This is a genomic window from Prochlorococcus sp. MIT 1342 (genome assembly GCF_047304495.1).
Lineage (GTDB): Bacteria > Cyanobacteriota > Cyanobacteriia > PCC-6307 > Cyanobiaceae > Prochlorococcus > Prochlorococcus marinus_D.
Map to the genome: position 1 here is coordinate 544889 of NZ_CP138957.1, position 22479 is coordinate 567367.

A 22479-nucleotide genomic window follows, 5' to 3' on the forward strand; every position below is an offset into this window, starting at 1 on the left:
TGCGATCGGAATGTTTACTTGCCCATGCCTAGTTGCTGGGCTTTCTGATAAACCTTCCCTTCGGTCAGCAGAGATGGGGCGATGACGACCTCAACCTGTTGCATCTCTTTGATCGTACGGGCCCCAAGAGTGCCCATGGACGTTTTGAGAGCTCCTAGAAGGTTATGGGTGCCATCGTCTAGCAGAGCAGGCCCTCTAAGGATGCGTTCCAGGCTGCCTGTGCTGCCTACCTTGATTCTTGTGCCCCTTGGCAGTACTGGACTGGGAGTGGCCATGCCCCAGTGGAAGCCACGACCAGGAGCCTCCACTGCTCGGGCGATCGGAGAGCCGATCATGACCGCATCGGCACCGCAGGCAATGCATTTACAGACGTCCCCTCCTGTGATGATGCCGCCATCTGCGACGATCGGAACGTAGCGACCACTCTCTCGCTCGTAGTCCTCACGGGCGGCAGCGCAGTCCGCTACGGCGGTGGCTTGGGGGATGCCCACGCCAAGAACCCCACGAGAGGTGCAAGCAGCACCAGGGCCGATGCCAACCATCACCCCTGCGGCACCTGCACGCATGAGTTGAAGAGCGACCTCGTAGGTGACGCAATTACCCATCACCACAGGGACCCCCATGCCTTGACAAAGGGCTTCGAGGTCGAGACTTTGTTGACCTTCAGGACCAATGTGTTCGGTTGAGACCACTGTCGCCTGCACAAAAAAGAGGTCAGCGCCCGCTTCTGCAATGGTTTTGCTAAATCGCATTGCTGCCACGGGTGTGCCACTCACAGCAGCAATGCCCCCCTGATTTTTGATCTCTTTAATGCGTTGATAGATCAGGGCTTCTTGCACAGGTTTGCTGTAGATCTCCTGCATCAGTGGCACGAAGGCGTCCTTTCCGATTGAGGAGATCCGATCCAGTACTGGGTTGGGGTCTTTGTAGCGGGTTTGGACTCCTTCCAGATTGATTACGCCGAGGGCTCCAAGGCGAGATAGGGCAACAGCCATATCAACATTGACAACGCTATCCATAGCGCTCGCAATGATCGGTATCTCACGTTCGATGCCTGCGAGGTTCCAGCAGGTGTCAGTGATCTCCGGGTCTACGGTTCGTCCACCCGGGACAAGGGCGGTTTCGTCGATGCCATAGGCCCGGCGAACGACCTTGGTGCGTCCGAGCTGAATGTTCACCACAGACCGAATAAAGTCACGCCAAGTTACCAACTGGGGTGATTCAAATTTTGCCTTGAGGGAAAGGATCCTTATCTATGGCTTGTTGTCAGTTGTTCCTCGGAAGGCTTCCCATCGGGTGCGCACTTTGGAGATCACATCCTGTCGATCTTCGCTGCGGATCAGGCGGGTGATTGAAAACCATGTCAGCCAGAGGATGCCGGCCAGTTCGAAGAGAGATGGAGCCAGAGGAACGCTCTCAATCGTGGACAAAATACCGCCGTAGATACGAACAAAAATCACAAGGATGATCAATGCAGCAATGAGAAGAACGGGTCGTCTCAGTTGTTGCCATGGGCTTGTCTGATCGTCTTGCTTAATCCAGTTGCTCAACTTGAAGAAGTTGCGCAGTCTCTCCAAAAGCAGCTTCAACTCCTCTCCTTGATCAAGACCTTCGGGCCCGTCTGAGGATGTGGGAGTTGGTGTTGGGCTTGAGGGGATGGTGCTTGGCTTGGAGATAGCAGGGCTGTCTTGAACTGGAGCAGGTTGTTGTTGAGCTGGTGTCTTAGGGACAGCAGGGTTGGCTTGTGAGGGAGCAGCTTGAGCTGCTGCACTCACTTTGAGGTCATCTGAAGCGTCTGAGGGTTTGGGAGTTGGTGTTGGGCTTGAGGGGATGGTGCTTGGCTTGGAGATAGCAGGGCTGTCTTGAACTGGAGCAGGTTGTTGTTGAGCTGGTGTCTTAGGGACAGCAGGGTTGGCTTGTGAGGGAGCAGCTTGAGCTGCTGCACTCACTTTGAGGTCATCTGAAGCGTCTGAGGGTTTGGGAGTTGGTGTTGGGCTTGAGGGGATGGTGCTTGGCTTGGAGATAGCAGGGCTGTCTTGAACTGGAGCAGGTTGTTGTTGAGCTGGTGTCTTAGGGACAGCAGGGTTGGCTTGTGAGGGAGCAGCTTGAGCTGCTGCACTCACTTTGAGGTCATCTGAAGCGTCTGAGGGTTTGGGAGTTGGTGTTGGGCTTGAGGGGATGGTGCTTGGCTTGGAGATAGCAGGGCTGTCTTGAACTGGAGCAGGTTGTTGTTGAGCTGGTGTCTTAGGGACAGCAGGGTTGGCTTGTGAGGGAGCAGCTTGAGCTGCTGCACTCACTTTGAGGTCTTTTGCAGCAGCTGAGGACTCAGCGGGTTCAGATGAGGACTCGGTGCCTTCCGTTGCTTCGGAGGTTCCTTCTGCTTTGGATTCCTCAGCCGAGCTCATGGTCCAAATATCACACTCTAAATAGTTTAAGAGGCCTCTTTAATACTGAGCCTTTAGCTGTATTAAGCCCTAACAGTGCAGAGGCTGGTTTTTGTTGATGCTGGTGGCTCAATTCATCAGCTTCCGAGATAACCTGATTATTGGCAACCAGCTCTTTTATGGCGGATCCATTGGGACCCAGTGACGGCGGTCCCGGCGAGTCCGACGATCGGATAATCCAGACGGACCTGCGCATTGAAATGTCGCGCTCCTATCTGGAGTACGCGATGAGTGTGATCGTTGGGCGTGCGTTGCCCGACGCTCGTGATGGTCTCAAGCCTGTGCATAGGCGCATCCTTTATGCGATGTATGAGTTGGGCCTGACCAGCGATCGGCCTTATCGAAAGTGTGCCCGAGTTGTTGGTGAGGTTCTGGGTAAATACCATCCCCATGGGGATACAGCCGTCTACGACGCGCTGGTTCGCATGGCTCAGGATTTTTCCATGCAAATGCCGTTGATTGATGGTCACGGCAATTTTGGTTCGGTCGATAACGATCCACCTGCGGCCATGCGATACACCGAATCGCGTCTTCAGTCGCTTACGACAGACAGTCTGCTTGAGGATATCGAAGCAGAGACAGTTGACTACGCGGACAACTTTGATGGCTCCCAACAGGAGCCAATGGTATTGCCAGCACGTATTCCTCAGTTGCTGCTGAATGGCTCCTCAGGGATCGCCGTTGGCATGGCTACCAATATTCCACCGCACAATCTCAGTGAATTAATCGATGGTCTGCAGGCTCTGATCAGTAATCCCGAGCTAAGTGATTCTGAGTTGATGACGCTTATCCCTGGGCCGGACTTTCCAACTGGTGGTCAGATTCTTGGTCGTAGTGGTATTCGTGAAACCTATCTCACCGGTCGTGGTTCGGTAACGATGCGCGGCGTGGCAAATATTGAGACGATTGAACATCCCGGTCGAGCAGACCGGGATGCAGTGATCATTACTGAATTGCCCTATCAGACCAATAAAGCAGCGCTGATTGAGCGGATTGCAGAGATGGTTAATGATAAGAAGCTGGAGGGTATTTCTGATATTCGCGACGAAAGCGATCGCGATGGCATGCGTATTGTCGTGGAGCTGCGACGTGATGCCTACCCTCAGGTAGTGCTCAATAATCTTTTCAAGCTCACTCCTCTTCAGAGCAACTTTAGTGCCCATATGTTGGCGCTAGTCAATGGCGAGCCGGTGCTGCTCACCCTGCGCAAGATGCTGCAGGTATTCCTCGATTTTCGCGTTGATACTGTTGAACGTCGGACCCGCTATTTCCTTCGTAAAGCTGAGGAACGCGACCACATCCTGTTGGGTCTTTTGCTTGCTCTCGATCAGCTTGATCCAATCATCGCGTTGATTCGTGCTGCCTCTGATACGGCTACAGCTCGTCAACAGTTGCAGGAGCATCATGGTCTCACGGAGATTCAGGCGGATGCCATCCTGCAGATGCAGTTGCGGCGTTTGACCGCTTTAGAGGCTGACAAGATTCGTTTGGAACACGAGGATCTTGTTACCAAGATCGCCAATTACAAGGACATCCTTGGCCGACGTGAGCGTGTTTTCGGTCTAATTGAGGACGAATTGACCAAGCTGCGCGAGAAGCATTGCTTGCCTCGGCGCACCGAGATCCTCGATTTAGGAGGGGGGCTCGAAGACATCGACTTGATTGCCAACGAGCGATCTGTGGTGTTGCTCACTGAGACCGGTTATCTCAAGCGCATGCCGGTAAGCGAGTTTGAGGCCACGAGTCGTGGGACACGAGGCAAGGCAGGCACTCGCAGTCAAGGTGAGGAGGCGGTGAAGCTGTTTATCAGCTGCAATGACCATGACACGTTGCTGTTGTTCAGTGATCGTGGTGTCTCCTATGCCCTTCCTGCTTATCGTGTGCCTCAGTGCAGCCGCACAGCGAAGGGAACACCTGTCGTACAGCTCTTGCCCATTCCCCGTGAAGAGGCAATTACCTCCCTTCTGTCAGTTATATCCTTCGATGACGACACCCACTTGTTGATGTTGACGAAGGGTGGCTTTATCAAGCGCACCTCTCTATCAGCTTTCAGCAAGATTCGTTCCAATGGTTTGATTGCCATTGGTCTGGAGGAGGGTGATGCTCTTACTTGGGTGAGGTTGGCAGTTCCTGGTGACAGTGTTTTGATTGCTTCTAGGGCTGGAATGACCATTCATTTCCGACTCTGTGATGAGGAGTTACGACCCTTAGGACGAACTGCTCGTGGCGTGCGTGCCATGAATTTACGAGGCGGCGATTCGTTGGTGAGCATGGATGTATTGCCTGTCGAGCTTGCCGATCAGGTCGCTAAGAGTCTTGAGGATGATCAGGATGAAAGCGGCGAGACCGTTGTCGTTAGTGATGGACCATGGGTGCTTGTTGCTTCCGCTAGTGGACTGGGTAAGCGGGTACCGGTCAATCAGTTCCGTTTGCAGAAACGTGCAGGCATGGGTCTGCGTGCCATCAAGTTCAGGCGCGAAGGAGACGAGTTGGTGGGTTTAAGGGTGCTTGGCTACGGAGAAGAGCTTTTGTTGGTAAGCGAGCGTGGAGTGATTGTGCGTACCAGTGCCGATAAAATTCCTCAGCAGTCAAGGGCTGCTACTGGTGTTCGGCTTCAGCGCTTGGATGCAGGTGATCGCCTCTCTGAGGTGGTGCTTGTGCCGCCTGATTCTGAGGATCAGGACCAGCCAGATGATCGATCTGATCCCAGTGAAGTGGCTGGGGTTGACGACGCTCCTTCCAGCTGACATTGACCAGTCGTACGGATGTTTTAGTGATGGGAGCTGGTCCGGCGGCTCTCTGTATCGTTGCTGAGTTAGTCGAGCAAGGCTTGGCAGTGACTGCCCTCGCCTCGCACACACCTGAGCAGCCATGGCCCAATACTTATGGAATCTGGGCTGAGGAGCTTGAGTCTCTTGGGATGGCTTCTTTATTGGGCCAGCGTTGGACCAACACAGTTAGCTATTTCGGTGATGGTGATAACGAGGAGGGTCTTGCTCCAATTCAACATCATTTCGACTACGGCCTTTTCGATCCAGCCGCATTACAAGATTCATTGCTGAGTCGTTGTGGTGAATTGAGTTGGAATGTTGAAACCGCTGTGAGCATTAAGGTGTTGGGGAGAGATACGGAAGTTCTCTGTCACTCTGGCAACGCTTATCGAGCACGGGTTGTCATTGATGCCAGTGGTCATCGCAGTCGATTTATCCGTCGCCCTGATAATGGGCCCGTAGCGGAGCAGGCGGCCTATGGCGTCGTGGGACGCTTCAGTTCATCACCAGTGGAGTCTGGTCAGTTCGTATTAATGGATTTTCGTCCCGACCATCTCAGTGATGAACAACGAGAGAAACCCCCCAGCTTTCTCTATGCCATGGATTTTGGTGAGGGAATCTTTTTTGTTGAGGAGACTTCGCTTGCCTGCGCGCCTCCATTGTCTTGGAGTGAATTAAGGGAAAGGCTGCATGCACGCTTGTCTCACCGCGGGGTGGAGATTAAAGAAGTGATCCATGAGGAATATTGCCTGTTCCCGATGAACTTGCCTTTGCCTGATCGTCGTCAACCTTTGCTCGCCTTTGGTGGTGCAGCAAGCATGGTCCATCCTGCTTCGGGCTACATGGTTGGAGCTCTTTTACGTCGAGCTCCGGCATTGGCAAAGCATTTGGCAATGGCTTTGGCTGTGGAGCCTCCTCTGGATTCTTCCGCTCTTGCTCGGGAAGGGTGGCAGGTGCTTTGGTCGCCGGAGCTTGTGCAGCGTCATCGCCTTTATCAGTTTGGTTTGCGGCGACTGATGAGCTTTGACGAAGCTCGCTTGCGCAGCTTCTTTGCCACTTTCTTTCGGTTGCCACGTGAGGATTGGGCAGGTTTTCTGGCCAACACGCTGCCACTACCTCGTCTTCTGATGGTGATGCTGCGGTTGTTCTTGCTTTCCTCCTGGGAGATTCGGTTAGGGATGCTTTTTGGGGCCTCTTCGACCTAGTCACGAATGCGAGCCCAGTCCGTCGCTTGAATGAATGGGAAGAGGCCATCTTCCGATTCGAGTCGGATCAGCCAGTCTTCGGGCAGATGTTGCTTGTCATTGATGGCCTGCATTAATTGCCAGAAACGGTTGAGGTGGCGATGGATACGTTCCTTCGCAAGCTCCGTGGTTGTGCCTGCTCGCAGAATGAAACTCCAGTCGGAGGACTGGGCCAGGAGAAGTTCTCGAGCAGCCTGTTGCAGCAGCCGTAGGTCCGATTCTCGAGCCACTCCTAGGCTGCATCTCTCCACCATTGCTTTTCCGGCTCGGCTCCACTCAGGAACCACCCATGCATTGCTGTCATTGAGCCAATAGTCGTGGTAGCCACCTTGCCCCCAGCTTGAGGGACATGGTTCACAAAGTTGGAGTTGGGGGTTTGATGTGAGGACGTCTCGAAGCCTGGTGAAATACACCTGCTCCTTGTTGGCCTGGCGGAAGATTTCGGCAAGGAAAGTTGGCCCCTCAAACCACCAGTGTCCAAAGAGCTCTGCGTCGAAGGGAGCCACTAACAATGGCTCGATGGCCATGGTGTTAGCTAATTGATCGAGTTGGATTCGGCGACCCTTTAGGTAGAGCTGAGCGTGTTCTTTGGTAAGTGCGCAAGCTATGGCGGGCTCATAAACTGCTTTGGCATCAAGGGGTGACGTTTGGTCTGTCACTCGATGCAGTTTCAGCCCTAAGGGTCTGGGTTCCTTTAGCCCGATCCCATGGAGTTGTTCGATTGGTAGGTCCCAACCAAGATCCCTATGAAATTCACGGTAAAAAGGGTCGCCTGGATACCCTTGCTCTGCTGACCAGACAGGAAGCGTGGCATCACTGTCTCTGCCGAAGAAGGCCACGCCATTTCGGCTGCAGATTGGGGCATATACGCCATAACGCGGACGAGGAGTGGCATGCAGGAGGCCATGCCCGTCGAGCACGGTGTAGCGCAGTCCAGCATCGAGTATCCAACGGTCCAGCCCTTCGTAGTAGGCACATTCCGGCAGCCAGATTCCCAGGGGCTGCTCTCCTAGTAGGCGGTGGTGCTCGCTTACGGCAGTGCGCAACTGACCACGCACTGCCTCAGGATGTTCCCTCAGTAATGGCATGTAGCCATGGGTGGCTCCGCAGGTGAGCAGGTCGACAACCTTTAACCTTTGAAGTTGGGCAAAGCGACCAATGAGATCGCCTTCGCATGCCAACCACTGATGCAGATGTCGTTGGATGATCTCAGCGAGGTGGTCCGCTGCAGGTTGTAGGTCTGAGGAGGTTTGGGCTAGGAGGTCCAGACGAACAGCGAGCCAGGCGGGGAATCGGTGTTTTAGATCGTCGTCACTGAGTAGGGAGAGCAGGGTCGGAGAAAGGCTGATCGTGAGCCTGGGGTGTTGGTTGGGTGCTGCGGCAGCTTCTTCCAGAATCTGGAGAAGAGGTAAATAGCACTCAATCAGGGCTTGAAAAAACCAGTCTTCTTCCAATGAACCGGGCTCTGCCGATCGCACATATGGGAGATGGGCATGGAGAACCAGGGCCAGAGCACCTTTGCCCACGTTCTGATTTCAGTGGAGTTGAATTTAGAACGACTTTGTTGATAAAGCCGACCTTGGTTTGCTGAGTTGTCGCTTCGCAGTAGGCAGTCCCCCCTTAGACTCGCTTAACTCATAGTCATTTCGACTAACTCCCTGAAGGGTGCTGTCATGGCCAAGGATCCAGGCCGCGTTTTGATTTTTGACACCACCCTCAGGGATGGAGAGCAGTCCCCTGGGGCAAGTCTCAATCTTGAGGAAAAGCTGGCTATTGCCCAGCAACTCGCTCGTTTGGGTGTGGATGTGATTGAAGCTGGCTTTCCTTTTGCCAGCCAGGGCGATTTTGCTGCCGTGCAACGTATTGCCCAGCAGGTTGGTGGGGATGAAGGGCCAATCATTTGTGGCTTGGCTAGGGCTTCGCGTGCTGATATCAAGGCTTGTGCTGATGCCGTTGCCCCAGCACCTCGACGACGAATTCACACATTCATTGCCACGAGTGATATTCACTTGGAGCACAAGCTGCGTAAATCTCGGGCGGAGGTTCTGGCGATTGTTCCAGAGATGGTTGCTTACGCCCGCTCACTTGTTGATGATGTTGAGTTCTCTTGTGAGGACGCTGCTCGAAGCGATCCTGAGTTTCTTTATGAGGTGATCGAGGCTGCGATTGCTGCGGGGGCGGGCACCATCAATATCCCCGACACAGTTGGTTTTACAACTCCCTCGGAGTTCGGGGCGTTGATTGCTGGTATCGATTGCCATGTTCCAAACATGAATGAGGCGGTTATTTCTGTTCATGGTCACAACGACCTCGGACTGGCTGTAGCCAATTTTTTAGAAGCTGTGAAGAGTGGAGCCCGGCAGTTTGAATGCACAATCAACGGCATTGGAGAGCGGGCAGGGAATGCTGCGCTTGAGGAGTTGGTGATGGCTTTGTATGTGAGGCGGCGTTATTTCAATCCCTTCTTTGGGCGTGAACCTGATAGCCCTACTCCTCTAACAGCCGTTCGCATGGAGGAAATCACCAAGACCTCTCGATTGGTCTCAAATCTCACCGGCATGGTGGTGCAGCCCAATAAGGCGATTGTAGGCAGCAATGCTTTCGCCCATGAGTCAGGTATTCATCAAGATGGTGTGCTTAAAAATCGTCTGACTTATGAAATTGTTGATGCCCGTACGGTTGGGCTGAGCGACAATCGGATCTCGCTGGGCAAGCTAAGTGGCCGCAGTGCCGTCCGAGCTCGCCTTGAGGAGCTCGGTTACGACTTGACTCGGGAGGATCTTGACGAGGCCTTTGCACGATTTAAGGATCTGGCCGATCGCAAGCGCGATATAACCGATCGAGATCTTGAGGCCATTGTCAGCGAACAGGTTCAGCAGTCTGAAGCTCGTTTTCAGTTACGACTGGTGCAAGTCAGTTGCGGTAGCAGTCTTAGGCCTACGGCTACTGTCATTCTTGCGCAAGAGGATGGACAGGAGCAGACTGCCGCTGCAGTGGGCACCGGTCCAGTAGATGCTGTCTGTCGTGCATTGAATGCTCTAGCTGGCGAACCTAATGAGCTGATCGAGTTCTCGGTGAAGTCGGTAACGGAAGGGATTGATGCGATGGGTGAAGTCACGATTCGGCTACGTCGAGATGGGCAGCTTTTCTCAGGTCATTCCGCTGACACTGATGTGGTTGTTGCTGCAGCTCAAGCATTTGTGAATGCGCTTAATCGGCTGGTGGCAGGTTGCGGTCGCCAGTCTCTTCATCCCCAACATGATGCTGTGCTAGCTGATCTACGGTCAGGCATCTAAACAATGGGGCGTTTTCCCTATGTGGAGATGAGGCGTAAGAGCTTGGCTTCGCCACTGCTGAAAGGTTTTCAGTTAGGGGTCCTTATCGTGTTGGCGCTTGTCATTCTCCTTCCATTGCTTTGGCTGGTAAGCACGTCCTTGAAAGGGCCCGCTGAAGAGATTTTTACTAGTCCTCCAGCCTTACTACCTGTCGAACCGAGCCTGATGGCGTATTGGCGACTATTCGCCGACAATCCGCTAGGGATTTATTTGCTCAACAGCACAGTAGTGAGCTGTTTGGCGGTGGTAGCCAATCTGCTTTTCTGCTCCCTGGCGGCCTATCCACTCGCTCGGATGCGCTTTGCCGGAAGAGGTCTGGTCTTGGCCCTTGTGGTGGCAACCATCCTCATTCCTTTTCAGGTGGTGATGATCCCTTTGTATCTTTTGATGGTGCAGTTGGGATTGCGTAACTCTCTGATGGCCTTGGTGATTCCACAGGCCGCAACAGCCTTTGGGCTCTATCTCTTGCGACAGAGTTTTTTGACGGTGCCCGTGGAACTTGAAGAGGCTGCGCGAATCGATGGTTGTAGTCGATTGGGTGAATGGTGGAACGTGATGATTCCGGCTGCTCGTGCTGATCTAATCACCCTGGCCATGTTTGTGTTTATCGGCACTTGGAGCGATTTCCTCTGGCCTTTGGTGATCTTGGATGACCCCAGCCTTTACACCCTTCCACTCGGCCTACAGCAGCTCGCCAGCAGCTTCTCTCTTGACTGGAGAATTGTGGCGGCTGGGTCGGTGGTGTCGATTTTGCCGGTGCTGGCACTCTTCATTCTTTTGCAGCGTTTTATTCTCCCTAGTGCAAGTGGTGATGCGGTGAAGGGATAGGTTTTTGATCGCCAAGAATCAATCCCAGGCTCTTGTCAAGACTTTCAGGGTTCTATGAAGCTCAAGGTTGTGGTGACAGCCCTGGAGCTGATGGTGTGGCTGGAGGTTCAGGTTGCATTTGCCATGGGTCAGATTGACTGTGGATGGACTCTTGTTGCGGCTTGGTGATCTGTCGTTGTTGTTCGATGAGTGCGTTAAGCCTTTCCCCTTGATTATTGAGCCGGATCTGAAGGCTGTGTAGTTGCTCGCCCAGCAAACGGCTGCTGCTTGTTTGTGGTTTTTGTTCAAGCTCACTCAGCCGTTCCATAACCTGGTTAAGAGTGTTGGTCTGCTTGGCAACCGCTTGCCAAATCACGATAAAAAGCACTGTCAGCATGCTCATCCCTCCGGCACCAATCAGCCGCAAGCCTTTCCAGTTCTTCATGCCGTCGTTAAGAAGACTTTATGGGTGTAGCGGTTCTGTGTTGACTTTGCATCTATGCAGCTACAAATTCAGGCATGCTTGAACGCATCATCTGCCAATTTGCGGCTGGCTGATGTAGACCGATCACTCTCGCATTGGGGTCGTGTCGATTAAGGACCTAGACCGTCTGTTGGCTTTAAGGAAGGAGGATCCATTGCTCGATAAGCAACTTGAGGACGCTATCGAGGTTGAGCAGTTCCTGGAGTTAGCGCAGGACCGTGGGCTTGATGTGACGGAAGCTGATCTTTTTGCTGCTCAACAACGCGATGAGGGTTCTCTTCCTGCTGAGGAATTGCAACGCCGCATGGCTGAAGAGTCTCGTCGTTTGCGTCACTTCATCCAAGGCTGACAAGATTGATGAGGATGGCGTCTAAGCAAGACGACTCCATAGGAGTTTGTGTGCTGGCTGCCTAAAGTTAATGTGACGCCATAAATTCGACTTTGGCCTTTTCGATTGACTGGCTATTAATTCAACATGACTTTGAATCATTGATGATTGCATACATACTTTTAGAGACAAATACAGTAGTTATGTTATGGCAATAACAGGATTTGCCCCGTAAATTTCTCGTGGTAAATCCTAAAACTCGACCTGCGATTGTTGCTGCAAGAAACAATCGCTCAAAGGCTGGAGGTTGAAATATGAACAGCTTGTAGTTGCTTTATCTTCACTGGCCTTCTGGATGTATAGAAGTGTATTTTTCATTGAAAAAGAGTTTGTGCTGTAGTCTGGTTGATCAAGTTATGGCAGGCTCAGTAGAGAGATGGGTTTTTGGCAGGGAAGAACACTTCTAGAGAGATCGTTTTCTGGTTTTGCAAGTTTTTCCACAATCGTGAGATTATGGGTGTGTTGAGCAAAGGAAGAAATATGGCGCCCCAACGACTGCTTTACAGGTTGGTTGCTCTTGATGGAACTCCACTCCCTGTGCTGGATTTTCTATATGACTCAGATGAAGCAGCTCTTGCTGCTGCAAAGAATTGGCGTGATGGACAGGGGCTTAACTGCTCAATCAGTCAAAGGGCTATTGGTGTTGAAGTGATGACGCGTAGAGGGTTTTGCCGAACTGTGGGCTATCCCAGAAATTGAGGCTGACCGATTGTGCCAATTTGAGACTCGAGTGGCTAAATATACAGTTAGGGCCTTGGCGATGATGTACAAATATACGTTCAAATAGAAGAGGCGTTATTCCTATTGCTGCTAAGGATGTCGTGGACCTGATTAACTGTTGATTGCCTGATCTTGAGTCCGGTTGTCAGTCCAGCGGCTATGCATTGGCTTGGTTGACTAGACGCTATTTGATGAGCCAGTTTTACAACATTTGGATGAGTGAAATGCTCATCCTTAAGGGATTAGAGGTGTAGAGGCGTCACGACGCCTGATCCCAGATTCCTCCCTGAGCGCTTGGCGGCGTTGTGCGAAAGGAAGGTCGTCAAACATTGCCGAATCGAAGGTTTCCTCAGGCATGTTGGTGTTGCTAAGGATGTCATCCTGCTTGGCATAGTCCAAGGCAGCCCAGCTTGGTTGCATTGGTAGCAGAATCAAAAGAGCTCCTGTGAGTGCGGTGAACGCCCTAATCATCAGGCTGAGCTGATTGCGCAGCTGCGCGCGATGGCTTTGTGGTTGGTTCTTTTGTGACACCTTGGCGACAGTGCTGAAATGTCTTTTTAACAAATGGCCAGCCTTTCTGATTGGAAAACTATAGGGGCTATTGGACGCTCGGGTTGGCAGTGCATTGACTTGTAAAAGTGAGCGAGTGCTAAGAGGCCCTATTATAATTTTAATAGATTTTCTATCTTAGGCAAGAAGAATGCATGAAAAGCTTGGCAATGGTCTAGTTATAAGTTTTCTGTATTGATGCTTTTGAAAGCAGGGTTTGAAGCTTGATTCAAGCAAAAGTTGGCTTTATCTTTAAATAGTCAAGAATACTTGCCTTGGCCTTTTGGTGATTCTTTGTAGCTTTTTCTCAAGGGGCTTGTCGACATGTACTGCAAGGATAGGATGAAATGAAGGGTTTGAATTGGTGATGGGCTCTTTTGGCTTCAAGATTTAGTTTGCGGAGATTTTGATTTCATCTGACTTGTATCGGCAAGGCTTTTTTCTTTGATTTCTGCAGAAGTTTTAGGCGGATAGTATTTAGGGATTTGCAGGGTTTTTCTTGAAGAGATTCCTGGAGGGATTGGCCTAAGAAATGATTTAATCGTTGGGATTCTTGTGATCCTGATTGGCAAGGCTTTCTGATCAGGTCTTGAACGACTAACTCGTGACTCGTCTTGGTTTAATGTGGGGACCCTCCCGCCCCTTCCTCGGGCTGATGAGGGCTCTGCTCAGCGCATTTGGTCAACCTCATGCTGAATCGCTCATTGCTTTGAGGATCCCTGGGGGCGTTTGCTCTGAGGAGCTTGAATGAAAACCGGAGAAGTTCGGTGCATTGAAGCAACCAACGCGGTCGATCTGTATCCAATAAGAACAGAGGATTGCCCGATTGGCTGTGGTGTTATTGCGATGGTTGGGATGTTTGTTGGTTTCCGTGTCTGGTTTGGCTTGGCTTGATGTTTGCAATGCCAGTAGTTGGGAGCAGTTTGGTCGTTATCAAAACCTTTTGCAGCAGGCTGGTACGAATACTCTGGTAGCGGGTGACTGTCCATCAGGATTGATGGGTGCTTTTCATGTTGGTAGGAATGCAGTGCTGCTTTGTGCCAACAACCTTGAGGATGATCCGACAGAGGTTTGGACAGTGCTTGCCCATGAGTCGGCCCATGTGATGCAAGCTTGCAAGGACGGTCCCTTGTTGGCAGATCATCAGCTAGGCAAAGCACTTTTAACTGTGCAACGGAGCTCTCCAGAGGTAGTGAGGGAGCTTCGCCTCTATCACCAGAGTCAACAACGTGAGGAGGTTGAGGCACGCCTTGTGTAGGCCCTTCCTTTTGAGGAAGTGAAAAGTCTTTTTTTGCAGTACTGTGCCGATCGCCTAGAGCCTTAGCTCATTCAGAGTGGTCCACCGCGCCATAGATGGTCATGGCAGATGATTGGACCACCTCTCTAACAGGGCCAATGATTGATAGCGAAAGTCTGCTCATTTACCCGGGCGAAGATTGGTGCCGTTATGTGGTGTTGGCGTTTGATGGCGGTGATCTTGGTCTGCAACGTTCTGCCCAAGTAACGAAAGCTCTTCGCTAACTAAGCCCGCTGATCTAGGAGATTGAAAGCCTTTGCTTAGGCTCAATTGAGTGGGTCATGGCCTCTCCTCTAGGCTGTAAAGAAGCAATAGCTATGCTGTTTTCCACTCTTGAGACTGAGCTTGAGAGTGCAGGAGAAGTCTCTAGCAATGAGGCCGCAAACAATGGCGTCGCTGCCGAAAAGTCTTCTCAAGGTGGCATTCTTGTCGATCCGCGAGCTCAGTCCAATTCCTGAATCAACCTGATTTCTTTTAGAAGCGTCTTGTAGACCTGCTTACGTTGGCACTAGTCAGGGTCTTTGTGATGAGTGCTGTGGTTCGTGGTTATTGGTTGATGGCCTGGATCGGCTTGCTAGCCAACGTGGCGGCCCTCCCCATTATTGGAGTGGTTGCATTTACTAATCAGGCTCTGCAAATAACCAATATCAGCCTCGCCTTTAGCCTCGCCTGGCCGGCTGCCATCGTTGGCATCGTGGCATCTGCTGGCCTTTTGGCTGAGCGGCGATGGGGCGTCATCGTTGCCATTGTTGCTTTATCGATGGCCTTAGCAGGGTCGTTGCCTTACGGAATTGTCCGCCTGGTTTTGGATAAGGCATTGATGGTGCCTGACTCTCAGGCTCTTGGTGGCTTGTCCCTGCTGATGTTCGTTTTGAATCTGTTGGCGCTGCTTTATTGGTGTCGTCCGATTCATCGTCAAGGAGGTCGACTTTGATCTCAGTCGTTGATGATTGTCTGATCAGTTTTCATTGCCTGTTCATTGAGCTCGCGTGGGCTTAATGAATGAGGATTTTATTTCAGGATTCCTGGCTAATAGCTGTGGAGAAGCCACCAGGCTTATTGAGTCAGCCTGGTCTTGGTGTTGATCAGCAGGATTCTCTGATTGGTCGCATGCAGTTTATTGACCCTGAGCTGCGATTGGTGCATCGCCTTGATCGAGATACCTCAGGGTTGTTGTTGTTGGCGCGAGGGGCAGAGAGCTTGCGGCGTTGCAGCATGCTTTTTTCAGCGCGTCGAGTGCGCAAGCTTTATTTGGCAGTGGTGGTTGGCCGGATGAATCGCAATGCTGGAACGATCAGCTTCCCGATAGCTCGGCTACAGAAGAATCCGCCTCTATATGGCAAGAACCCGCAAGGGAAAGAAAGCCGATCCCAATGGAGGGTTAGAAGCTGCCACGCAAACGGCTCAACGTTATGGCTTTGGCCCTTGACAGGTCGATCCCATCAATTGCGCGCACATTTAGCAAGTGTTGGACATCCGATTTTGGGTGATCCGATTTATGGCAAAGAAGTTTTCTTTGAAAGGATGTATCTACATGCGACAGCATTGAGCTTTCGACATCCTTTTACAGGTCTGAGGCTTCGCCTACGAAGTAGGGCTCCATTCCTTCCTGCTCAGGAAAATTAAGTAAGAGAAAAGTACAGCTTCAAAAATGTAGATAGGTCTTTCTTGGTTGTTGCTGAAATAGATGAATGTCCAGCAAGTTAGACAGCGCCTTTAATCGGGGAAAGCCTTTTGTGCAGGTATCGGGTAAGGGATACGGCGATGGCGCATGCGTCGCCAGACGCGTACGAAAGCTCGCACAACGAGTTCTACTTCGGCCCGGCTGAGGCTACTTTTATGCAGTTGGCCATCGCGGTGCCGCGCCTCAACAATCCTCTTCACGGTGGAGTGTGCCTCGCTATCAGAGGTGTTCGGTGGTAAGGATCGAAGGCATGCTTCACAGCCGTCGGCCAGCATTAAAATTCCGGTCTCGCGGGAACGAGGTATCGGTCCGCGGTAGCGGAAGTTATTTTCCGCAACGGAGGGGTCCAGTTCTCTTGCACGATGAAGGAAATACCCCATCTTCAAGGTGCCTTGATGCTCAGGGATGAAGTCCGCTACTCGGCGCGGTAGGCGGTAGCGACGGGCAAGTTTTAATCCCTCATCCACATGGGCTTGAAGGACCTCTGCGCTGGCGAAGGGATTGTTCAGTTGATCGTGAGGGTTTTTTTCTCCTTCGACCTGATTCTCGATAAACCACTGAGGAGCGTGGAGCTTGCCAACATCGTGGTACAAGGCACCGGTTCGGATCAGGTCTACATCGGCACCGATTGCTCTGGCCCCTTCCTCTGCAAGTCCGCAGATCATTAATGTGTGTTCGAAAGTCCCTGGAGCTTCTGAGGAGAGGCGGCGCAGAAGGGGACGCTCTTGATCGGCTAGTTCCATCAAGCGGGCTCTGGTGAGCAGGCCAAAAGAGGTCTCCAAAATTGGGATCAGTAGGATCGCTAGCATCAGCAAGATCCCCATTAGCAGTGCTTCTGAGAGAAGTTCTTCGCCATTGGGTGCAAATCGACCCCAGGCCCCGCTGCCGCCGGCACTCAGGAGCAGCCACTCAGCCAGTAGGGCTCCTAAGGGCAACAAAAATGCCATTTGCAGCAGCTGTGCTCTGCTCCGTAGGCGGCGGCTATAGATAGCTGCCACTGCAGCGATTGCACAGGCAATGATCATGCGGCCTTCGCCAAGGCCGTTGACTGGCATAGGCCATAGCAGGCTCTCTACCGCCATCCAAGCCAAGCCACAGGTTGTACCAAGACCTTGGGCGAGCAGGAGTGTCGGCGGAACGATGACGGCTAGGGGGCTCACAGTAGGAACGAACCAGAGCTTGCTGGCCTGAGTGACCAATAGCAATCCCACTGCCAGTAGGCCATGACGTGCTTCTAGGCAGGGACGTTCCCGTCGCATGATCAGCAGCATCACGCCACAGCCGGCAAGGGCTGTACTGAATCGGCTGAGCAAAGGACCCCATGCTGGGCCTCGACTGACAAGACCGAAATGATTTAAAACGGCATAGGCCCTTGGGCTGATGGGTTCTCCTTTGCTCGTGATCAGATCGCCGCGGCGGACTTCAATGATGGGAATGTCTTGTTTGGTGATCAGCTCTTCAATGAGGCGTTGGCTGAGGGCTGGATCTGTGCGCAGATTGCTACTGCCTTGATAGGTGCTGGCGAGCAGCTTGCTGCTAAGGCTTCTCGCAGGACCGTTCCGCTCCCCTAGGTCGGCTAATTGAATTGCGGCCGCCTCTTGTAGCTGCTCAAGGGCGAGATTGTTCAGTCCTTGACTGAGCATGCGTTCTGAGGCACGGCGGATGGCCATATCCCAGCGTTTTCGTTCTTGTTGCGAGCGCGCTTGGAGCCAGATTTGTTCTTCGGCGTTGAGATTGACAGGCCCTATCCGTCCTGCATCACTGTTGCGTGCAACACTTTCCAGCTCAGTGAGATTGCGCTCTAGCCGTTGTTTGAGTCGGGTTGTTTCTTGTTGATCGATCACTTGCACAAAGGTGCTCTGTACGAGCTGAGATCGCCTTTGTTCGTGAGCTTCACTGTCAACGACGCGAGCATCCCTGGGAGCTCGCGCCTCAAATGGAGCTGGAAGTCCTGGGCTCAAATTCGGTTGAAACAACCAGGGCCAGCTAGAGATGATTGCTACAGCAAAGCAACTCATCAGGAGCGCAGCCTTGTGGGGCATCGACCAGCGGAGCACCGGACGCCGCGGCGACTCGCTGCGTAACCAGCTCTGCCAGAGCCTGTTTAAGGTTGGAAGACGGACCACAGAAGCTGGCACTTGTCCTAAACGCTAGCTCTCTTCTGCGTGCATGCTTGGGGAAGCATCGGATCGGTGAATGGCCCTTAGGCTTGATGGCAAACAACTGGCCGCAGAATTGGAGCAGCATCTCCAAGCTGAAATTGCGGCTGGCTTGGTGCAAGCCGGAAGGCCGCCAGGGTTGGCTGTGTTGCGTATTGGGGACGACCCCGCCAGTGGGGTGTATGTGGCCCACAAGCAGAAAGCTTGTGGGCGTATCGGCATGGCTAGTTATCTGTCACATCTGCCGGAAACGGTTTCAGCTGCAAAGGTTTTGGCCACGATCCAGGCCTTAAACATCGATGAGCGAGTGGACGGAATTCTTTTGCAATTGCCTTTGCCAAAGGGCCTTGATGAAGGGCCTTTGCTTGCTGCGATTGATCCCGAGAAGGATGCCGATGGTCTGCATACCCTCAACCTTGGCCGATTGTTGAAAGGTGAACCTGGGCCGCGCAGTTGTACCCCTGCCGGTGTGATGGCCTTGTTGGCACGCCATCAGATTTCTTTGCAGCGGAAAAGGGCTGTTGTGATTGGGCGCAGCATCCTGGTAGGCCAACCAATGGCATTGATGCTTCAGGCTGCAAATGCCACCGTGAGCGTGGCCCATTCTCATACCGGTGATCTGGCCTCGTTAACTCAGCAGGCCGATGTGTTGGTGGTAGCGGCCGGGCGGCCACAAATGATTGGCTCAGAGCATGTCAGGCGAGGAGCAGTGGTTGTCGATGTTGGCATTCATCGCCTTCCCGTAGATCCTGCACAAGGGACGCAAGTCAAGGCCAGGTTGTGTGGAGATGTACGAACGCAAGAAGTTGAACCTTTAGCAAGTGCATTGACCCCTGTTCCTGGTGGTGTAGGCCCGATGACCGTGACCATGCTCTTGGTGAATACCGTGGCTAGATGGCAGCAGCATTGCGGTTTGCCCTTCGGCCTGAGAGATTTGCTGGTTTGAGACTGGTTGGCCTGAGAGAATCCCATGAACGAGACAAGGTTCATGGCGGCGGCGGTCAGCACCTTCTTCGACTTCCCTGCTTATTTGGCTGCGGCCAAAGCCAGCGTTGAAGAGGCTTTGGATGATTCGCTTGGCCCTGAGCGCCCTGAGCAACTCAGGGAGGCCATGCGCTACTCCCTTTTGGCGGGTGGTAAGCGTTTACGCCCCATCCTTTGCCTGGCAGCTTGCGAACTTGCTGGAGGTGAACCGGCACAGGCTCTGCCGACAGCAGTGGCTTTGGAAATGATTCACACGATGTCGCTGATTCATGACGATCTCCCCGCCATGGATAACGACGATCTACGCCGCGGTCGTCCCACCAATCACAAGGTGTATGGAGACGCCGTTGCCATCCTCGCGGGTGATGCGTTGCTTACACGTTCCTTCGAGATGGTTGCCTTGCGCAGTCAGGGTGTAGCGCCTGAGCGGCTGTTGAAGGTTGTTGGCGAGCTTTCGCTGGTTGCTGGTGCTCCTGGTTTGGTGGGCGGGCAGGTTGTAGATCTGGAGTGTGAGGGCAAAGAGGTGGATCTGGAGACTTTGGAGTTCATTCATCTCCATAAGACCGGGGCCTTGCTGAGTGCTTGTGTGATCTGCGGAGCATTGATTGGTGGAGCAGAAGACGATTTGATCGCTGCGCTACGCATCTATGCCAGAGGCATTGGTTTGGCGTTTCAGATCATTGATGACATCCTTGATGTAACGGCGAGCAGTGATGTTCTTGGCAAAACTGCTGGCAAGGATCTGCTTGCTGATAAGACCACCTATCCCAAATTGTTGGGTTTAGAGGAATCCCGCCGGCGTGCAGAACTCCTTGTGAGCGAAGCCAAGGCAGCACTAGAGCCTTGGCAAGCTTCTGCTGCGCCTTTGCTGGCACTAGCCGATTACATCACCAGCCGCGATCGATGATTGTCAGCGATTCTTCCCCATCAGCGTGGCTTGGACTTTTAGATAATGCTGTCTTGGCTTGGGGGCTTGCCGCTTGTGGCTTGGCTCAGCTTTCCAAGCTGATTGTGGAGTTAATTCTTTATCGTCGCTGGCGACCTGCAGTGCTTCTGGAAACAGGTGGCATGCCTTCGAGCCATTCGGCCTTGGTCACTGGTACAGCAGCAGGTGTGGGATGGGAGATGGGTTTTGATCACCCAGGATTTGCTCTGGCAGCCACTGTGGCTTTTGTGGTGATGTATGACGCTAGTGGGATTAGACGTGCTGCTGGATTCACCGCAGCACGGGTGAATCTGCTGCCAGTGGAGACCTGGCCTACTCCACCAGAAAAACAGCTTAAAGAAAGCCTTGGCCACACTCGTTTGGAAGTGTTAGTGGGCAGTTTGATCGGCCCCGCAGTGGCTTTGCCGGGATTGGTTTTTGTTGGTTCTCCACTCCATCTCAGCCAGTTATTGGGTATGACATTGGGGTGACGCAGTCTTCTTTAGATCCTGCGACTGTTGAGCTCACCGCAGATCAGCAGCAGGCTGCCGAAGCGTTCAGTTCTTGGTTGGATGATGCGAATCATGGCAATCCCTTTGTTCTGAGTGGTTTCGCCGGCAGTGGTAAGACGTTTCTTTCGATGCGATTGTTGCGTCAGGTTGAGGACGCTGGACTGTGTTGGACAGTTGTTGCGCCAACCCACAAGGCTGTTGGTGTGCTTCGTCAGGCTTTGGACCTTGAAGGCCTCAGGCCCACCTGGTACCCCTCCACGATTCATCGGCTGCTTCGCTTGAAATTGAAGCGGCAGGGTGATCTTGAGCTGTGTGAGTCGACAGAGCAAACGGCCCAGTCTCTAGAGCAATTGGGCCTGGTTCTGATCGATGAATCTTCGATGATCGACAGCACCCTGCTGGGTCTTGCTCTGCAGTGTGCCCACCCCTTTCGGACACGTCTCGTTTTTGTAGGCGATCCTGCTCAACTGCCTCCTATCGGTGAGGCCCAAAGTCCTGTGTTCTCAATGCATAGAGCCTGTACAGCAACATTGCAGCAGGTGGTACGTCATCAGGGCCCTGTGTTGAGATTGGCGAGTCGTCTTCGCGATGGCAGCTTGCCCTGTCAGTCCCCGCCATGCTTTCCCTTGATTGAGGATGAGCTGGGCCGGGTTGGATGCCTGGATCAAAACAACTGGTTGAAGCGAGCTCAGGTTGCCTTGCAATCCGCGGCGACTCAGGATAACCCTGATGCAGCAAGGATTCTTTGCTACACGAATCGCAGCTTGGAGCAATTGGTTCCCCATGCAAGGCGGGCGATTCATGGTGATATGGCCGATCAGTTGCCGGTACTCCCCGGAGAGGTCTTGATTGCACGCAAAGCAGTCATGGCACCGGCTTCTCGTAGTGGTGCCGAGACTGGCGAGGAACCCGACATGGTGCTTGGATCAAACCGAGAGGTGGTTGTCCGTGACGTCACTCCGGAACGCTGTGACCTTGCAGAGTTTGGTTTAGAAGGACAAAGCGATTGGTCTGTGCCTGTGGTTGACACCCTGACGGCCAAAGTTCGAGCAGGTGAGCTTGATTTGGAGTTGCGTTTGCAGCCGCCAGTTGGTTCTGAGGGCAGACGTTTGCTCGATACCACGTTGCAAAGGCTCAGGGTTGAGGCAAAAGCGGCGGGCAAAAGTGATGGTCGTTCTTTGTGGCGGCGTTTTTTTCTGCTTCGAGATGCCTTCGCATCATTGGGGCCTGCGGCGGTTCTTACCGTCCATCGCAGCCAGGGGAGCAGCTTCGGGGAGGTGTTTGTTGCTGGTGATGTTTTCTGGCCTCAAGATCTCAGCTTGAGACGACAACTGGTTTATGTGGCTGTTAGTCGTGCCCGTACAGGTGTGTGGCTTGTGGGGAAAACAGCCGCCGCCGCCTCACAAGGTCGCTGGCTGGATCAACTCAGATCACAATTGTCAGACCGCTGATTCCTTGCCAACCAAGGTAGGCACCTAGAGCAAAACTCACCCCACCAACGATTAAGTCACCTTTGGCAAATAAAAGTTGTTTGCCAGATTGCAGCAAGGGAATGACGCGTTCTCTGCCAATGATCACGGCGACCAGGGGGATCAGTAGCAGCAGGCTCGAGCCAAATGTGAAAAACACCAAGCCAACGATTTCTTGCCAGCTGGGGAGGCTTGCGGCTAGTACCACGGCTGAAGTCTTGGCAAATAGGAAGAGGTCATCTGGGCTGATGAGTTCTGTTAGTGCACCAACGGCGATCAAAAGCGGCAGCGGCAAATTGATAAATCGTTCGATCGTATGGGTCCAGGCTGGTTGTTCTTCTCCTGCAGCAAACGAACGCAAGAGCTCCTTTAATCCCAACGAGATCAAAGCTCCTCCGCCAAGAAGGTCGAGAGCTGTTCGATGATGAGAGCCTTGGGTCATGTCCAACACCAAGCTGTGGCCCACAGTCAGCAGCAGGATGACGGTGACCAGAGTGGTTACGATCCAGCCAGTAACAAACCAACTTCCCCGCTGAATCGGTTTAGGACCTAGCAGTAGTAGAAGTAGGACACCTAAATGGATCGGCGAGAGAGCTAAGCCGGTGCCAAAGGCCAATAGTTCGGCCCATAGGGTGGTATCAGCCATTGAGGCGATCAGGTGAGCTTGTCAATATTCGCTCATGATCAATGGTCAATCTTGGCGCAAG

At 52.8% G+C, this 22479-nt stretch carries 21 protein-coding genes and 1 pseudogene; 15 read left to right on the top strand and 7 right to left on the bottom strand.

Going from position 1 to position 22479, the window contains the following annotated elements; genetic code table 11:
* Nucleotides 1-14: 14 nt before the first annotated feature.
* Together SIB79_RS02875 and SIB79_RS02880 are read right to left on the bottom strand one after the other, a co-directional pair.
* A complete protein-coding gene (locus SIB79_RS02875) occupies nucleotides 15-1178 on the bottom strand; it encodes a GuaB3 family IMP dehydrogenase-related protein (protein ID WP_063402978.1) in 1164 nt (387 codons plus the stop codon).
* 75 nt (nucleotides 1179-1253) lie between these two features.
* On the bottom strand, nucleotides 1254-2405 hold the full coding sequence (locus SIB79_RS02880; protein ID WP_413681132.1) for a CAAD domain-containing protein: 1152 nt from the start codon (nucleotides 2403-2405) through the stop codon (nucleotides 1254-1256).
* A gap of 158 nt (nucleotides 2406-2563) precedes the next feature.
* On the opposite strand from SIB79_RS02880, the gene gyrA reads away from it, so the two are divergent.
* Both gyrA and crtL read left to right on the top strand, forming a co-directional pair.
* Nucleotides 2564-5191, top strand: a complete 2628-nt coding sequence (gene gyrA, locus SIB79_RS02885) for a DNA gyrase subunit A (protein ID WP_011130496.1) — start codon at nucleotides 2564-2566, stop codon at nucleotides 5189-5191.
* Nucleotides 5192-5193: 2 nt separating this feature from the next.
* Nucleotides 5194-6420, top strand: coding sequence for a lycopene beta cyclase (gene crtL / locus SIB79_RS02890; protein ID WP_413681133.1), 1227 nt, complete (start codon nucleotides 5194-5196; stop codon nucleotides 6418-6420).
* Here the strand turns inward: crtL and SIB79_RS02895 are convergent.
* Nucleotides 6417-7985, bottom strand: a complete 1569-nt coding sequence (locus SIB79_RS02895; protein WP_063402954.1) for a glycoside hydrolase family 57 protein — start codon at nucleotides 7983-7985, stop codon at nucleotides 6417-6419. The two genes, crtL and SIB79_RS02895, sit on opposite strands and share 4 nt — an antisense overlap.
* A 147-nt stretch (nucleotides 7986-8132) precedes the next feature.
* Here SIB79_RS02895 and SIB79_RS02900 point away from each other — a divergent pair, with 147 nt between their 5' ends.
* On the top strand, nucleotides 8133-9755 hold the full coding sequence (locus tag SIB79_RS02900) for a 2-isopropylmalate synthase (RefSeq protein ID WP_063402953.1): 1623 nt from the start codon (nucleotides 8133-8135) through the stop codon (nucleotides 9753-9755).
* 3 nt (nucleotides 9756-9758) lie between these two features.
* A complete protein-coding gene (locus tag SIB79_RS02905; protein WP_063402952.1) occupies nucleotides 9759-10622 on the top strand; it encodes a carbohydrate ABC transporter permease in 864 nt (287 codons plus the stop codon).
* A 61-nt stretch (nucleotides 10623-10683) separates the two neighbouring features.
* Here SIB79_RS02905 and SIB79_RS02910 read toward each other — a convergent pair whose 3' ends face one another.
* Nucleotides 10684-11046 (bottom strand): hypothetical protein, encoded by a 363-nt coding sequence (locus SIB79_RS02910; protein WP_063402951.1) that lies wholly within the window; start codon nucleotides 11044-11046, stop codon nucleotides 10684-10686.
* 142 nt (nucleotides 11047-11188) lie between these two features.
* Between SIB79_RS02910 and SIB79_RS02915 the strand changes: the two genes are divergently transcribed.
* Both SIB79_RS02915 and SIB79_RS02920 read left to right on the top strand, forming a co-directional pair.
* Nucleotides 11189-11434: a Nif11-like leader peptide family natural product precursor gene (locus tag SIB79_RS02915; protein ID WP_063402950.1), complete on the top strand. Its 246-nt coding sequence runs from the start codon at nucleotides 11189-11191 to the stop codon at nucleotides 11432-11434.
* A 492-nt stretch (nucleotides 11435-11926) separates the two neighbouring features.
* Complete coding sequence (locus SIB79_RS02920; protein ID WP_413681134.1) at nucleotides 11927-12172, top strand: hypothetical protein; 246 nt, start codon at nucleotides 11927-11929, stop codon at nucleotides 12170-12172.
* Between the two features lie 255 nt (nucleotides 12173-12427).
* Here the strand turns inward: SIB79_RS02920 and SIB79_RS02925 are convergent, their stop codons facing one another.
* A complete protein-coding gene (locus SIB79_RS02925) occupies nucleotides 12428-12724 on the bottom strand; it encodes a hypothetical protein (protein WP_236072494.1) in 297 nt (98 codons plus the stop codon).
* An 844-nt stretch (nucleotides 12725-13568) separates the two neighbouring features.
* Between SIB79_RS02925 and SIB79_RS02930 the strand changes: the two are divergent.
* From SIB79_RS02930 to SIB79_RS02950, 5 genes and pseudogenes are all read left to right on the top strand, one after another.
* Nucleotides 13569-14066 (top strand): annotated as a pseudogene (locus SIB79_RS02930) (hypothetical protein).
* Between the two features lie 35 nt (nucleotides 14067-14101).
* Nucleotides 14102-14263, top strand: a complete 162-nt coding sequence (locus tag SIB79_RS02935) for a hypothetical protein (RefSeq protein ID WP_155724558.1) — start codon at nucleotides 14102-14104, stop codon at nucleotides 14261-14263.
* Between the two features lie 57 nt (nucleotides 14264-14320).
* Nucleotides 14321-14497 (top strand): hypothetical protein, encoded by a 177-nt coding sequence (locus SIB79_RS02940; RefSeq protein ID WP_155724557.1) that lies wholly within the window; start codon nucleotides 14321-14323, stop codon nucleotides 14495-14497.
* Nucleotides 14498-14565: 68 nt separating this feature from the next.
* Nucleotides 14566-14973, top strand: a complete 408-nt coding sequence (locus SIB79_RS02945; RefSeq protein WP_063402947.1) for a hypothetical protein — start codon at nucleotides 14566-14568, stop codon at nucleotides 14971-14973.
* 68 nt (nucleotides 14974-15041) lie between these two features.
* On the top strand, nucleotides 15042-15665 hold the full coding sequence (locus tag SIB79_RS02950; RefSeq protein ID WP_011130484.1) for an RluA family pseudouridine synthase: 624 nt from the start codon (nucleotides 15042-15044) through the stop codon (nucleotides 15663-15665).
* A gap of 90 nt (nucleotides 15666-15755) precedes the next feature.
* On the opposite strand, the gene SIB79_RS02955 is transcribed toward SIB79_RS02950, so the two are convergent.
* The gene (locus tag SIB79_RS02955; protein ID WP_063402976.1) at nucleotides 15756-17849 is read right to left on the bottom strand and encodes an HDIG domain-containing metalloprotein; all 2094 of its coding nucleotides are present in this window, start codon (nucleotides 17847-17849) and stop codon (nucleotides 15756-15758) included.
* 70 nt (nucleotides 17850-17919) lie between these two features.
* On the opposite strand from SIB79_RS02955, the gene folD reads away from it, so the two are divergent.
* The 4 genes from folD to SIB79_RS02975 are packed head-to-tail and all read left to right on the top strand — an operon-like array spanning nucleotide 17920 to nucleotide 21754.
* Complete coding sequence (gene folD / locus SIB79_RS02960; RefSeq protein ID WP_063402946.1) at nucleotides 17920-18828, top strand: bifunctional methylenetetrahydrofolate dehydrogenase/methenyltetrahydrofolate cyclohydrolase FolD; 909 nt, start codon at nucleotides 17920-17922, stop codon at nucleotides 18826-18828.
* Nucleotides 18829-18870: 42 nt separating this feature from the next.
* Nucleotides 18871-19773: a geranylgeranyl diphosphate synthase CrtE gene (gene crtE / locus SIB79_RS02965; protein ID WP_196757569.1), complete on the top strand. Its 903-nt coding sequence runs from the start codon at nucleotides 18871-18873 to the stop codon at nucleotides 19771-19773.
* Nucleotides 19770-20282 (top strand): divergent PAP2 family protein, encoded by a 513-nt coding sequence (locus SIB79_RS02970; RefSeq protein WP_063402944.1) that lies wholly within the window; start codon nucleotides 19770-19772, stop codon nucleotides 20280-20282. The genes crtE and SIB79_RS02970 overlap by 4 nt, the downstream gene beginning before the upstream one ends.
* Entirely contained in the window at nucleotides 20279-21754 is a 1476-nt protein-coding gene (locus tag SIB79_RS02975) for an ATP-dependent DNA helicase (protein ID WP_063402943.1), read from the top strand. The genes SIB79_RS02970 and SIB79_RS02975 overlap by 4 nt, the downstream gene beginning before the upstream one ends.
* Here SIB79_RS02975 and SIB79_RS02980 read toward each other — a convergent pair.
* Nucleotides 21729-22418 (bottom strand): GAP family protein, encoded by a 690-nt coding sequence (locus SIB79_RS02980; protein ID WP_011130478.1) that lies wholly within the window; start codon nucleotides 22416-22418, stop codon nucleotides 21729-21731. The two genes, SIB79_RS02975 and SIB79_RS02980, sit on opposite strands and share 26 nt — an antisense overlap.
* Between the last annotated feature and the right edge of the window lie 61 nt (nucleotides 22419-22479).

What these genes read in the sequence shown, in the direction of transcription:
- SIB79_RS02950 (WP_011130484.1), top strand. Translation starts at nt 15,042, where the DNA reads ATGAGGATTTTATTTCAGGATTCCTGGCTAATAGCTGTGGAGAAGCCA.
- SIB79_RS02940 (WP_155724557.1), top strand. Translation starts at nt 14,321, where the DNA reads ATGGCCTCTCCTCTAGGCTGTAAAGAAGCAATAGCTATGCTGTTTTCC.
- SIB79_RS02945 (WP_063402947.1), top strand. Translation starts at nt 14,566, where the DNA reads ATGAGTGCTGTGGTTCGTGGTTATTGGTTGATGGCCTGGATCGGCTTG.
- SIB79_RS02880 (WP_413681132.1), bottom strand. Translation starts at nt 2,405, where the DNA reads ATGAGCTCGGCTGAGGAATCCAAAGCAGAAGGAACCTCCGAAGCAACG.
- SIB79_RS02970 (WP_063402944.1), top strand. Translation starts at nt 19,770, where the DNA reads ATGATTGTCAGCGATTCTTCCCCATCAGCGTGGCTTGGACTTTTAGAT.
- SIB79_RS02910 (WP_063402951.1), bottom strand. Translation starts at nt 11,046, where the DNA reads ATGAAGAACTGGAAAGGCTTGCGGCTGATTGGTGCCGGAGGGATGAGC.
- SIB79_RS02900 (WP_063402953.1), top strand. Translation starts at nt 8,133, where the DNA reads ATGGCCAAGGATCCAGGCCGCGTTTTGATTTTTGACACCACCCTCAGG.
- folD (WP_063402946.1), top strand. Translation starts at nt 17,920, where the DNA reads ATGGCCCTTAGGCTTGATGGCAAACAACTGGCCGCAGAATTGGAGCAG.
- SIB79_RS02935 (WP_155724558.1), top strand. Translation starts at nt 14,102, where the DNA reads ATGGCAGATGATTGGACCACCTCTCTAACAGGGCCAATGATTGATAGC.
- SIB79_RS02905 (WP_063402952.1), top strand. Translation starts at nt 9,759, where the DNA reads ATGGGGCGTTTTCCCTATGTGGAGATGAGGCGTAAGAGCTTGGCTTCG.
- SIB79_RS02980 (WP_011130478.1), bottom strand. Translation starts at nt 22,418, where the DNA reads ATGGCTGATACCACCCTATGGGCCGAACTATTGGCCTTTGGCACCGGC.
- gyrA (WP_011130496.1), top strand. Translation starts at nt 2,564, where the DNA reads ATGGCGGATCCATTGGGACCCAGTGACGGCGGTCCCGGCGAGTCCGAC.
- SIB79_RS02920 (WP_413681134.1), top strand. Translation starts at nt 11,927, where the DNA reads ATGGGTGTGTTGAGCAAAGGAAGAAATATGGCGCCCCAACGACTGCTT.
- crtE (WP_196757569.1), top strand. Translation starts at nt 18,871, where the DNA reads ATGGCGGCGGCGGTCAGCACCTTCTTCGACTTCCCTGCTTATTTGGCT.